Raw genomic sequence first — 12,521 nt, 5'->3', positions numbered from 1 at the left:
GGTTGATCGATCTTGATCTGGACGATATCGGGTTTATCTGCCATAAAAAATACCTCACCATAATTGATGAGGCTAGTGTACTGCGGGGAAACGGATTAGGAAATCCGTGCTGTTATCTCCTGCTTACTTTTAATTTGAATTTACCTATATCATAGCATAAAAATAGCACCTATCCGAAATCTTTGGATGGATGGCCGGCTAGGCGCAATGTGAAAGCTCACTCGATGAGTACCACTTTTCGTATACAATTTTACCACTTAAGGAGGTGGTGCTACCAGCGTTATTACAAAGTGCGATGTGTGAGAGCCTCGTGAAAGGTAAATACGCTATGGCAACTTATAAAAAATACAAATTGAAACCTAAAAAATCTATTGATGGTAAGACACTCAAGCCAGAAGAAAGGTGGATGGTAAAAGGCTATCTTGGAATTGATCCGAAGACTGGCTTAGATAAATACACAACGCTACGCGGGTTTGAAACTAAACGATCAGCGTCTGATGCTTATGAAGATGCCGTCTATGAGTTCAAACACGGTAAATATGAGAAGGTAGTCAAGCCCACGATCCGAGAAGCCTATGAGATGTGGTTTCCGCTGCACAAGGACCTGGTACGTCCTTCCACTCAACAAAGTATTCAGCAACAATTTAGGTTGCATATTTTACCAGAGTTCGGCGACTACTTCGTTGATCAGCTCACATTGCTGGATATCCAGCCGTGGCTGAATCGATTGAACCAGAAGTATAGAAGCGTCTCAGTCATATTCGGACGGCTGAAGCTACTCATGAAATTTTGTGGCAGCATGGGCTGGATCACCAACGACCCTACTTCAATGGCAACCGTGCCAAGAACCAATAAAGCCAAGAGCAATCATCCTGACAACAACTTCTACAGCATCGAGGAGCTGAATTTATTTTCGGCGGCACTTGATCGTGAAGCACAAACTGGTGGAAAACAAGGTATTGAACGCCTAGCCTTTTTCCGAGTGCTCATTTCAACAGGAATGCGCTGCGGCGAGGCCCAAGCATTGACTTGGGATGATGTTAACTTCTCTGCTAGAACAATCAGCATCAATAAAACCGCACTACCTGATTACGGTGAAGGCGAGCACGTTGGCGAACCTAAAACAAAAAATGCTTACCGCACGCTCAAAGTGGGTGAAGACGTTCTTAGGGCACTGATGCTGTGGCGAAATAATTCTAAGCCGTCAGCCGATGGCAGGCGTTGGATTTTTGTCACCCAGTACGGAAAATGCAAGCGCGTCGGACATGAGTTGCCAAAGTATTGGATCAAGGGAATCTGTAAGCGAAACAATTTGCGTCGCATCACTTTGCACGGATTACGCCACACCAAAGCCACACTCATGGTGGAAGCAAATATTAATCCCGCAGACATTGCTGGTACGCTTGGACACGCCAATCCGGAGTTCACAATGTCCTATTATGTGCACAATACGCAAGACGGAATAAATAACGCTTCTGACGAATACGAAAAGCTCTTACAAAAAGTCATCTGGTCGAAATCTGGTCACAAAAATGAAAATTCTCTGAAAGCCGGTGGTATGTAGGGCCTACAGACCGGTTTGACCGGTATTAGGTGTACTAGGAAGTTGCCAATCGATCGGCGTCTCCCCCATTTGCGCTAAGGCTTGATTGGTTTTGGAAAATGGGCGGCTCCCAAAAAAGCCTCGGTACGCGGATAATGGGCTGGGATGAGGCGATTCAATGATCGCATTTTTACTGCGGTCGATCACCTTGGCCTTAGCGCGCGCCGACGCCCCCCACAAAATAAACACCACGCCGCCACGATCAGATAACGCCGCGATCGCCGCGTCAGTCAACTGTTCCCAGCCGCGATTTTGATGGGAGTTGGCGCGCCCGTCTTGCACTGTCAACACCGCGTTGAGCAACAGCACGCCTTGGGTCGCCCAGGCTTTTAAGTATCCATGATTCACTGGCGCGATGCCAAGGTCTGATTGCAATTCTTTATAGATATTTTGTAAAGATGGGGGTAACTGGATCCCTGGCGCCACGGCAAACGAACACCCGATGGCTTGGTTTGGGCCGTGGTATGGATCTTGGCCTAAAATCACCACTTTGGTATCAGCAAAAGGCGTCCATTCAAAGGCTTGAAAAATGTGATGCATTTCCGGATAAATGGTTTTGGTCGCATATTCTGTTTTTAAAAATTGATGCAATTGCGCGTATTGGGGACTGGCAAATACCGGTGCCAACACGGTTTGCCAGTCGTTGTGGATAATCGTTTTCATGCGTGTCACCTCGCTTCTATTGTACACGGTGCCAGCCGGATAGAAAACATGTTAAAATGAAGTCAAACAGCCAAGGAGGATTCACGCATGATTCGTTTGATCGCATCAGATATGGATGGTACCTTGCTCAATGACAAGCTTCAAGTTTCAGAAGGCAACGCAGCGGCGATCCGGCGCGCCCAAGCGGCTGGCATCGAGTTTATGGTCGCCACTGGCCGTGGGTTATCTGAAGCGCAACCACTAGTGGCAGCCCATGACTTACACACGGCATTCATCACGGTCAACGGCGCGCGGGTATTTGATACCCATGGCGAACTCACTGTTGAAGCGGGGATCGCCCCAGAATTGGTCCAAACGATTTTAACGACTTTACATGACGCTGGGCTATATTTTGAGCTCGTCACCAACTCAGGGGTGTATTCTGATTCTCGGGTGCGGCGGATCCAACAAGTTGCCGACGTTTTGGTGCGGTTAAATCCTGACACCAGCTATAAGATCGCGGTGGCTTTGGCCGCAGCGCGTTTGGAACTGATGAACATCAATTACGTGGATGATTACAACGCCTTGGTCAAACAACCTGGCGTGACCGTCTTGAAAGTGATCGCGTTTTCTGAAGCCGGTCAAAAAGCTTTAGCCCCAGCCAAAACCGCGTTGCTGGCAACCAACAAATTGGTGATCACCTCTAGTGCCGTCAACAACATTGAGATCAACTCGCTACAAGCCCAAAAAGGCTTGGCCTTAAAAGCTTACGCTGAGAAAAAAGGGTTCACCTTAGCAGAATGCATGGCCATTGGCGACAATTTAAACGATGAATCCATGATCACCATGGCCAAATACGGCGTGGCCATGGGCAATGCCTTGCCTCATATCAAAGACATCGCTTGGTGGACCACTGCTAAAAACACCGATGACGGCGTGGCGCAAGCCATCGATCGGGCCATTTTATTAAACGAAACCAACGCATAACAAAAGGAGGCGCGCTCATGCAATTTTATATCGATGCCCAATCGCTCAAAGATAGCGGCATGAGCGTTGTCAAAGATGCCAACTCAAAGCCGGTATACATTCTCACCGGCAGACACGGCCTCGCTAACGAAGGTTTCAGCTTGCACAGCATTGCCGGTGCCGAACTTGGCGAGATCCGGCAAAAAACCGTCGGCATCTTCCCGCGTTATGATCTGTACATCGGACGCAAGAAAGTGGCCGCCATCAAAAAAATGGCTGGCGTGTGGCGCGAATTTATTTTCGTGGCAGGACTCAATTGGATGATCATTGGCAACTTGTTGGCCAACCAATACCACATTTACCATGGCGTCAAATCGATCACCACGATCGCCGAAGCCGGCACGGCTTCCAATACCGTGTTTAAACTGGACATCCCCCATGAAGAAGATGTGGTGGCTGGCTTGTTGTTGGCGGCGATTTTAGATCGGTGGCGCCAAGTGCACAATGCCAACCCGTTGGTCCGCCATGATGATGTGAATATGAGCTTTGGCATGTAATTCAAAGTCGCGTTCCATACGCAACACCAAGACACACCAGCGCCCATGCACCGCGATTCCCAAAAACGGAATCGTGGCCCATGGGCACTTGTGCGTCTTGGCTAAAACCGCGTATGTCTCAGCTTGTTTGGTTTAGATCTCTTTGATCATATGGTTGTAGCGATGCGAGCCGATCATCAATTCGCCATTTTTGGTGTAACCAATGCGGGTATATAGCTTTTCAGCTCGCGGGTTGGCTTGATCGACATTGAGCGACAGCAAACTTTCCCCACGATCATGTAGCAATGGTTCAACGCCTTTCAACAGCGCCGTGCCGATGCCTTGGCCTTGCGCGGATTCAGCCACGGCTAAGGTGTCGACGTACCATTCGCCAGTGTATGTTTCAGTATCTGGGAATAATTCTTCTGACTCTGGCAAGCCAATTTTGGGCAATAGCGGTTGAAACACATCATCAATGTGGTCTTCGCGGTCGTGGGGATAACCCACGAGAATGCCATCAACATGCCCATCAGTTTCATGCACAAAAGTTTGCGGCCAGCCATAGCGGTAATCTTTTAGCAAGAAAGCTTGTTCAAAGACAGGATAAAGCTGCGACTTAGGCAACTTCATCAAGGCCGGGATCTCCATTTCTTCAAACACGATATCGATCAGCGGCACACATGCTTTGGCATCTTCAGGAGTAGCAGGACGGATCATTTTGACATACGTCACCTAGCGCTTTGACTCGTGAGGTCGGCGACGCTCCTCCAATTCTTGTCCCCTCACGCGCGCGATTTATATTGTACACCTTTTGGCCCAAAAAATATTTTCCAGTGTTTTCAAGGCTTTTCATTCACACATTGTCACCAATACGCGCTATATTAGAAGGGGCCGTTAATATTTCCTAGAAATTTTGTTTTATACCAGATGTTGGACACAATTTCCTAGATATATCTACATCTTGTATGTGTCGAAGGGTGCTGTTATGGTATTAACGGTGACACAAATAAAGGGGTGGTATTGATTGAAGGTAACGTTTAAAGACGTCGCCTTGTCATATGATGGCAAGGTCAACACGCTAGAAGGATTGAATTTTACGATTCCCGATGGCGCGTTGGTATCGCTTTTGGGACCAAGTGGCGGCGGCAAGTCCACGACGCTGAACATGATCTCAGGGCTACTGGCGCCAACTGCAGGGCAAATTTTTTTTGATGATCAAGATGTCACCAAACAATCTGCATTAGCGCGCAAAGTCGGTATGGTTTTTCAAAACTATGCCTTGTATCCGCATTTAAACGTGCTGGATAATATCGCCTTCCCATTAAAAATGGCCCGGGTGAAAAAATCGCAACGCTATGCGCGCGCTCGCGAATTGGCCAAGTTGGTGCATGTCGATGATCAATTGACCAAAAAACCAGGTGATCTTTCCGGTGGCCAGCAACAGCGTGTCGCCATTGCCCGCGCTTTGGCCAAATCACCATCGCTACTATTACTAGACGAACCCTTGTCTAACTTGGACGCGCGGTTGCGAATCGAAATGCGCGAAGAGATTCGCCGCATTCAATCGGAAACTGGCGTCACGACGATTTTTGTGACCCATGATCAAGATGAAGCGTTGCACATTTCCGATTACATCATGGTGCTAGCTGACGCGCATATTCAACAATTTGCCACGCCGCACACCTTATATGCCAGCCCGGCTAATGCATTTGTGGCCAAATTCATTGGTAGCCCGGTGATCAACATGATCAAAGCCGACACCATGCGCCAAGATCTCGCTGCAGTCGTTCCTGGCGACATTTTGCAGCAGGCGGAATCAGTGGGGATCCGCAGCGAAAGTATCGTGTTACATGACTTGGGACGCCAAGTCGTCGCCAAGATCCACGCTGAAGTCGGCGCGACGCATCAATTTGGCCGTGAAGCCACCGCCACGCTGAACTACAATGGCGAATCGCTGTTGTCTACTGAACTGGCCAGTTTACCGGCTGGCACCAAAGCTGGCGACTTCAGCATTTTAGTCACAGGCTTTTTCTTGTTTGATCATGACGGCAAGCTGATCTATGGCGGTGAGTCGCATGATGAATGAAAAAGCCACTTGGCGCTCGACGGTAAAAGCCTTATTGTATTTGTTGCCGATGTTGGTGATCACCATCACCTTTAACATTTGGCCGATCTTATCAAGTTTCTTGATGAGTTTTTACACCAAATACGATTACTACACTGACAAAGTCTCGGCGATGGGTTTGGACAACTTTAAATTCTTGTTTGCCGACCCCGACTTTCATTTGGCCGTACGCAACACGCTGATCTTTGTGGCTGGCGTGGTGCCCATCACTGTGATCTTGTCGCTTGTGATCGCCATTTTGCTCAATCAGATCAAATGGCTGTCAGGCTTTTTCCGGACGGTTTATTTCTTGCCTTTTGTCACCTCGACAGTCGCCATTGCCATGGTGTGGAATTGGATCTACCACTCCGATTACGGGTTGATGAATTATTTCCTCGGCTTGTTTGGTGTCCACGCCATCGATTGGTTGAATGATCCGCATTGGTCGTTGTTGGCTTTGATCATCATGACAGTGTGGAAAGATTTGGGGTTCAACATCATTTTGTTTTTAGTAGGACTCAACAATATCGACCCAGGTTATTATCGCGCCGCTGAAATCGACGGGGCCAATGCTTGGCAACGGTTTGTCAATGTCACCATCCCCATGATCTCCCCAATCACGTTTTTGGTATCAGTCAACGGCATCATCGGCTCATTTAAAGTGTTTGACCAGATCTTTGCCTTATTTGGCGGCACCCCAGGACCTGGGAAAGCTGATTTGACCATTGTGTATTACTTGTACCAAAAGTTCTATACCGAATACAAATACCCGATCGCAGCAGCCAGCGGCGTGGTGTTGTTCTTCTTGATCTTGGCGGTCACGCTCGTGCAACTGTGGTACTCCCGCAAGCACGTGCATTATTAGGAGGCACAGATGAAAAAACTCAGTCGTGTGCTTTTATATTTGATCGTCACCCTTGGCGCGTTGACCATGTTGATGCCATTTCTATGGATGGTATCCACGGCTTTAAAAACCGCGCCAGAAACCATCACCGTCCCGCCGACTTGGATCCCTAAGTCACTGCAATGGGGCAACTTCATCAAAGCTTGGCATGAAGCGCCATTTGCGCGCTACTTCGTCAATTCGTTGGTGGTAACTGTTGTGACGACGGTCGGGCAGCTGTTTACTAGCATTTTAGCCGCGTTTGCTTTTGCACGGTTGAAATTCTTCGGGAAAAACTTGATCTTTGTGATCTTCCTTGGGACCATGATGATCCCAGGCGAAATGTTGATCATCCCTAATTTTGTCACCTTGAGCCACTTGCGCTTGATCGATACCTATGGGGCGTTGATCATTCCGTGGTTGGCCAGCTTCTTCACCGTTTTTACCCTCAGGCAAACGTTCCAATCCACGCCTGAGCAGATCTACTACGCCGCGCGCATGGATGGCGCTAGTGATTGGCGGTATTTGTGGCATGTCTTAGTGCCAATGAGCAAATCCACCATCACCGCAGTCACCGTTTTGCAAGTGATCGGGTCATGGAATGCTTTCATGTGGCCATTGATCGTCACCAATTCGGATAAAATGCGCACTTTGCCTGTTGGGCTACAGGCATTTACCACTGACGCTGGTACCCAATACCAGCTGTTAATGGCGGCAAGTACCTTCGTTATTATTCCAATGGTTGTGTTATATGTGTTCTTACAAAAGTATATTATTGCTGGGATCTCTAAAGCAGGGTTGAAAGGATAATCATTCACATGAAAAAGAAATCGTGGGTTAAAGCATTACTCGCTGTTTTCACCATTAGTTTAGCCACCGGCTTAACCGGTTGTGGCAATTCTTCAAGCACCACCAAAAGTTCTGGTCCCGTTAAGATCACCTTTTGGCATGGGATGAACGGCCCTTACGCCAAAGCCTTAAACAGCATCATCAGCGACTACAACAAGTCGCAATCCAAATACAAAGTCGTGGGGACTGCGCAAGGCGATTACACTGCCTTGCAACAAAAAATCATGGCTGGTGCCAAGTCGCACAAGTTGCCAACGATCTCCCAAACCACTTACACCACTGTGCCAGATTATGTGAAAAATGGCTTCATCGAACCTTTTGACAGCTATATCAAAAAGTCTGACTTGACTGATATTTACCCAGCTTTCATCAGCTCTTCTAAATATCAAGGCAAGTATTACTCCATGCCATTTTCCAAGTCCGTTCGAATCATGTACTACAACCCAACGTTGTTAAAGAAGTACAACTTATCAGTGCCAACCAGCTGGGAAGAAGTTCAACAAGATGCCGCCAAAGTCAAAGCTGACGGGTTGTATGGCATCAGTTTTGACAAGTCTTTTGATATGGAACTTGAAGGCCTCGCCAAACAAAACGGCAACAAGCTGGTTTCTACTGACTTAACGCCTAACTTGAACTCCAAAAAGACTTTAGAAGCCACCCACTTTATTTGGGACATGGTGCAAAACAAAGAAGCCAAAACTGCCGGTGAAGATATCTACGGCGATCGCACCTTCACGTCCAGCAAAGCACTGTTTTATGTTGGCTCTTCTGCCGGAATCTCCAGCATGAAGCAATATGCACCAAAAGGCTTCACTTGGCAAACCATGGCCTTGCCAACTTACAAAGGCAAGAAAGCCACAGAACTTGCCGGCAATGATATCGTGATGTTCAAAGACGCCTCTGCTGCTCAAAAGAAAGGCGGCGCGGACTTCATCAAGTTCTTGCTTTCCAAGAAAGAAACCATCAAGTGGTCTGAAAAAACCGGCTATGTGCCTTTGACCAAGTCCGCCGTCAAAGACGCCGGCTACCAAGCCTTCTTGGACAAGAACCCAGCCGATAAAGCCGCGGTGAACTCCTTGAACTTTGGCTTCCAATCCACTGCTTTTGTCGGTTTTTCTGAATATCGGACTGACTTGTTGAGCGCCGTTGACGCGATGCTCACCAAGAAAGAAACCCCAGAAAAAGCCATGGGTGATCTGCAAAAACAAACCACTAAGATCATCAAAGATAACAACACCAAGTAACTGAACATGTTGCAGAAGCGGCCTTCAACTGAGGGCTGCTTTTGTTTCGCCAAGATGATCAGAATTATTCTGGCACCAGTGATTGATCAGTGGTAAGCTGATTGGTTACAAACTAGGAGGAAAAGACATTGACCAGCGTAAGATTTTTGAACGGATTACACACGATCGGTGGCAACATTGTGGAGATCAGCACCAAAACCAGCCGCATCATCACTGATTTTGGCGTGGCGGCAGACTTAAGTGGCGAAGCCATCGATGAATCGATCAACGCCGGTAAGCTACCCAACTTACCAGAATTTTTCCACGACACTGCAGACGCTTTTGAACATGAAGCCATCGTGATCTCTCACTTACACATCGATCACATGGGCGCACTGCAATATCTCGCCAAAGACGTGCCGATCTATCTGAGTCCTGCCAGTTTGAAATTGTATGAAACTTTGATCAAAGCCGGGGATGAAAAGCCGGTGGCGAACTTACATGCTTTAACATTTGAAACACCCCTGGCGATCGGTGATCTGACTGTCACTGGCTACGCTTCTGATCACGATGAACCAGGGATCATGGCGGTGGCAATTTCTGATGGCGATCATTTGTATGTCCATTCTGGTGACGTACGCCTCAATGGTCCGCATCGCGATCGCGTCGATCACTGGGCAAAAGAACTGCATGATCAACACGTCAAAATGCTGTTTTTAGAAGGCACGACTTTTTCGTTTGATAGCGACACACCAGTTGAAGATTCCAAACATCCAGTGGCGTCATACACTGAAGCCAGCTTGCAAGTGGCCTTTGGACAAGCGTTAGATGACGCTGACCAACTCGTCGTTTTAAATCCTTATGTCCGCAACTGGGAGCGTTTGGCAGCATTTCAAGCCACAGCGCATCAACATGGCCGCCAGATCGCTTGGACTGCACTTTCGCATCAAGTGCTTAAAGACGTTGCTGGCATTACGCCGGATGTTGTTGACGCCGCTTTACTCAAAGCCCATCCTGAACAATATGTCTTAGAAAACTCGTTTGACGCGCTAGATCAATTGGCTGATCTACCGGTCAGCGTCTACTTACATTCCAACGGTGTGCCGCTGGGTGATTACGATCCGCACTTCAACATGCTGTTAGACTTTTTGGCCCAACATCACATTCCAATCCAATATTTATCCTGTAGCGGACATGCGACCAAAGAAGACTTGATCAAACTTTGCCAAATGGTGGCACCAGAAATCGTCGTGCCTTGGCATTCGTTTAAACCTGAAGCAGAAGCCGAAGCTTTGGACCAACAAACATTAGCCATGGTTTTGCTACCTGAAAAAGACTTATTCTATTCCGTCGATGATCCCGAAGATGCCCAAGATTAGACAAAACCAGTCAATTGTTTACAGAAAGCGTGCGACAGCGCGCTTTTTTTGCTTACATTTTTTCAGAAAACGGTGTAAGGTTATAGGGTACGGTAATAACCTGTGCCAGGTACGGCTTATGGCACAACCGAATGAGGAGGCAACCATGTTAACCAAGCAGTTTTACAATCAAATGTTCGCCCACTCCTTCAACATCCCAGTCAAAGTAGTTTATTGGGACCACACGGAGCAGACATACGGCGACGGCACCCCAGAGCTCACCATCACCTTCCACGAAGAAGTGCCGCTTAAAGCGGTCATGAAAAACGCGTCCTTGGCGTTAGGCGAAGCTTATCAAAAAGGCATCATCGACGTGACGTCCACTGTCCATCACCGCCCACTGCAAACCCTTTTGACCGCAGCCTATCAAAGTGCAGATTCCTTCATGAAAAACCCGAAACTGCGCAAATTTTTGCCGAAACAATCGCACTCAGAAAAAAAATCTAAGCAAGATATCCATTCCCACTATGATATCGGCAACGATTTCTATCGCCTGTGGCTAGACAAGACCATGACTTACTCATGTGCTTATTTTGACGATTGGCACGATGATCTTGAAACCGCCCAACGTAACAAAGTTGAGCACATTTTGCGCAAGCTCAACCCGCAACCAGGCCGCACTTTCTTAGACATCGGCTGTGGCTGGGGCACTTTGATGCTGACGGCGGCTAAAGAATATCACTTAGACGTGGTCGGGATCACCTTGTCTGAAGAACAACTCGAATTTGTTCAAAACAAGATCAATGAAATGGGTCTGCAAGATCATGCGCAAGTTTTGCTTTGCGACTATCGTGAACTTGACCATGAACCCTTTGATTACGTCACTTCCGTTGGCATGTTCGAACACGTCGGCAAAGAAAACTTAGGCCTGTACTTCAAAGACGTGGCCAAGTTAATGAAGCCAAACGGTTCTGCTTTGATCCACGGGATCACCCGTCAACAAGGCGGCGCGAACAATGCTTGGCTGAACACTTACATCTTTCCAGGTGGTTATGTGCCAGGCTTAAGCGAAAATATCGACCACATCATTGCTGCTGACTTGCAGGTCTCTGACATGGAACCTTTACGTCGCCACTATCAACGCACCACTGAGTTGTGGCGTAACAACTTCAACAATGTCCGCGAAGAAGTCACCAAGATGATGGGCTTAGAATTCACCCGTATGTGGGATCTGTACTTGCAAGCATGCTCAGCAAGTTTTGAATCTGGCAACATTGATGTCATTCAATACTTGTTGACCAAAGGCCCTTCTGGTACTGGCTTGCCACAAACTCGTGAATATATGTATAACTAAAATTTTTTACCGCTGGTAGTCTTGCTACTGGCGGTTTTTTTGACCTTATTTTAAAAAAGCGCTTGCATTTTTAAATCGATGGTGTTACGCTTCATTTCCCAACAAAAGCAAACCTATGGAGCCGGTACCTTTTGTTGGGAAATGGCACGAAGCAAAGCCGCACGGTTAGGTACATCGCCAGCGCTTTGTGGCATCAAGCGTCACCGTGGCGTCGAAGCGTGGTGATGCGCATTCCGTGGGCATAAAGTCGCTGGGGTACCGAAGAAAATTGTCAGCTATCACTTCGACAAAAGTGAGTCACAGAAGCGGCCCGTAGCATTTGATCGCGTATCAGCTAATCAAGGCAGATCTTTGAGACAACTGTCGCCCAGTTTTGTCCAATCGATCACCTAAAGTTAGTCGCAATCGCATCATCGCTACGCGTCGGATTGTGCAAAACCCGGGATCCACCTGCGCCACCGTTTTACCCACAGTGAGTTTTGTGCTGTGGCTGTTAGAGTGCCCACGGGCATTTTCACAATGTGTGACCGAGCCACTACCGTCACACTTCACAAACGAATTGCAAGACACCATAATTGGGTTAATGGGCACTTTTTCAACCAAACGTTGAATCAGTGCCTATTTGTATGCAACAAACGGGTGTATTTGGAAGGTTGGTGTTACGATTTTTAGTAAAGGAGGCGAATCAATATGAACCTGGATTATTCATAGAATTTCAAAAAAGCAGCGCAATCCCACGATTCACACGGGACTGCGCTGCTTTGGTGTTTCACCCATTGGGTGCGCCTATATGCTAAGGTTGAGTCGATAAAAACCATCACGAAAGCGAGGCTTCACACCATCTCAACTTTAACCAGCTTATCCCTGCAATGCAATACCAATGTGACTGTGACCGCCGACGGCGGTCAACTTTCAAATGACGCCGGGCTCGTTTTGTTCCAAGAGTTTCTTCATCGTATCAACTTTAGGCAACTTGCCAATCAGTGCCTCAAGTTACCAGACC

11 protein-coding genes are annotated in these 12,521 nt (G+C 47.6%); 9 read left to right on the top strand and 2 right to left on the bottom strand.

Annotated features, from left to right (window positions below; genetic code table 11):
- The first annotated feature begins 328 nt into the window (after window positions 1-328).
- The gene (locus ACKTSG_RS11935; RefSeq protein ID WP_407895059.1) at window positions 329-1,564 is read left to right on the top strand and encodes a site-specific integrase; all 1,236 of its coding nucleotides are present in this window, start codon (window positions 329-331) and stop codon (window positions 1,562-1,564) included.
- A 3-nt stretch (window positions 1,565-1,567) separates the two neighbouring features.
- Here ACKTSG_RS11935 and ACKTSG_RS11930 read toward each other — a convergent pair whose 3' ends face one another.
- Window positions 1,568-2,266, bottom strand: coding sequence for a uracil-DNA glycosylase (locus ACKTSG_RS11930; RefSeq protein ID WP_407895057.1), 699 nt, complete (start codon window positions 2,264-2,266; stop codon window positions 1,568-1,570).
- 87 nt (window positions 2,267-2,353) lie between these two features.
- Between ACKTSG_RS11930 and ACKTSG_RS11925 the strand changes: the two genes are divergently transcribed.
- Both ACKTSG_RS11925 and ACKTSG_RS11920 read left to right on the top strand, forming a co-directional pair.
- A complete protein-coding gene (locus ACKTSG_RS11925) occupies window positions 2,354-3,232 on the top strand; it encodes a Cof-type HAD-IIB family hydrolase (RefSeq protein ID WP_407895055.1) in 879 nt (292 codons plus the stop codon).
- Between the two features lie 17 nt (window positions 3,233-3,249).
- On the top strand, window positions 3,250-3,768 hold the full coding sequence (locus ACKTSG_RS11920) for an LURP-one-related/scramblase family protein (RefSeq protein ID WP_407895053.1): 519 nt from the start codon (window positions 3,250-3,252) through the stop codon (window positions 3,766-3,768).
- A 132-nt stretch (window positions 3,769-3,900) separates the two neighbouring features.
- Here the strand turns inward: ACKTSG_RS11920 and ACKTSG_RS11915 are convergent, their stop codons facing one another.
- Window positions 3,901-4,464, bottom strand: coding sequence for a GNAT family N-acetyltransferase (locus ACKTSG_RS11915; protein WP_407895061.1), 564 nt, complete (start codon window positions 4,462-4,464; stop codon window positions 3,901-3,903).
- 307 nt (window positions 4,465-4,771) lie between these two features.
- Here ACKTSG_RS11915 and ACKTSG_RS11910 point away from each other — a divergent pair, with 307 nt between their 5' ends.
- The 6 genes from ACKTSG_RS11910 to ACKTSG_RS11885 all read left to right on the top strand — a co-directional run bounded on the left by ACKTSG_RS11910 (window position 4,772) and on the right by ACKTSG_RS11885 (window position 11,518).
- A complete protein-coding gene (locus ACKTSG_RS11910; protein ID WP_407895051.1) occupies window positions 4,772-5,833 on the top strand; it encodes an ABC transporter ATP-binding protein in 1,062 nt (353 codons plus the stop codon).
- Window positions 5,823-6,716 (top strand): carbohydrate ABC transporter permease, encoded by an 894-nt coding sequence (locus tag ACKTSG_RS11905; protein WP_407895049.1) that lies wholly within the window; start codon window positions 5,823-5,825, stop codon window positions 6,714-6,716. Before ACKTSG_RS11910 ends, ACKTSG_RS11905 begins: the two co-directional genes overlap by 11 nt.
- Window positions 6,717-6,725: 9 nt before the next feature.
- On the top strand, window positions 6,726-7,544 hold the full coding sequence (locus ACKTSG_RS11900; protein ID WP_407895047.1) for a carbohydrate ABC transporter permease: 819 nt from the start codon (window positions 6,726-6,728) through the stop codon (window positions 7,542-7,544).
- Window positions 7,545-7,552: 8 nt separating this feature from the next.
- Entirely contained in the window at window positions 7,553-8,827 is a 1,275-nt protein-coding gene (locus ACKTSG_RS11895) for an ABC transporter substrate-binding protein (RefSeq protein WP_407895045.1), read from the top strand.
- A 128-nt stretch (window positions 8,828-8,955) separates the two neighbouring features.
- Complete coding sequence (locus ACKTSG_RS11890) at window positions 8,956-10,185, top strand: MBL fold metallo-hydrolase (RefSeq protein ID WP_407895043.1); 1,230 nt, start codon at window positions 8,956-8,958, stop codon at window positions 10,183-10,185.
- A 145-nt stretch (window positions 10,186-10,330) separates the two neighbouring features.
- Window positions 10,331-11,518 (top strand): class I SAM-dependent methyltransferase, encoded by a 1,188-nt coding sequence (locus tag ACKTSG_RS11885; RefSeq protein ID WP_407895041.1) that lies wholly within the window; start codon window positions 10,331-10,333, stop codon window positions 11,516-11,518.
- The last annotated feature ends 1,003 nt before the right edge of the window (window positions 11,519-12,521 follow it).

The organism is Lacticaseibacillus salsurae (assembly GCF_045862175.1).
In the GTDB taxonomy this organism is placed as follows: domain Bacteria; phylum Bacillota; class Bacilli; order Lactobacillales; family Lactobacillaceae; genus Lacticaseibacillus; species Lacticaseibacillus salsurae.
This window is presented reverse-complemented; position numbering and strand designations above follow the sequence as displayed.

Coding starts and splice junctions, on each gene's coding strand:
- ACKTSG_RS11935 (WP_407895059.1), top strand. CDS start 329: ATGGCAACTTATAAAAAATACAAATTGAAACCTAAAAAATCTATTGAT.
- ACKTSG_RS11930 (WP_407895057.1), bottom strand. CDS start 2,266: ATGAAAACGATTATCCACAACGACTGGCAAACCGTGTTGGCACCGGTA.
- ACKTSG_RS11925 (WP_407895055.1), top strand. CDS start 2,354: ATGATTCGTTTGATCGCATCAGATATGGATGGTACCTTGCTCAATGAC.
- ACKTSG_RS11920 (WP_407895053.1), top strand. CDS start 3,250: ATGCAATTTTATATCGATGCCCAATCGCTCAAAGATAGCGGCATGAGC.
- ACKTSG_RS11915 (WP_407895061.1), bottom strand. CDS start 4,464: ATGATCCGTCCTGCTACTCCTGAAGATGCCAAAGCATGTGTGCCGCTG.
- ACKTSG_RS11905 (WP_407895049.1), top strand. CDS start 5,823: ATGATGAATGAAAAAGCCACTTGGCGCTCGACGGTAAAAGCCTTATTG.
- ACKTSG_RS11900 (WP_407895047.1), top strand. CDS start 6,726: ATGAAAAAACTCAGTCGTGTGCTTTTATATTTGATCGTCACCCTTGGC.
- ACKTSG_RS11895 (WP_407895045.1), top strand. CDS start 7,553: ATGAAAAAGAAATCGTGGGTTAAAGCATTACTCGCTGTTTTCACCATT.
- ACKTSG_RS11885 (WP_407895041.1), top strand. CDS start 10,331: ATGTTAACCAAGCAGTTTTACAATCAAATGTTCGCCCACTCCTTCAAC.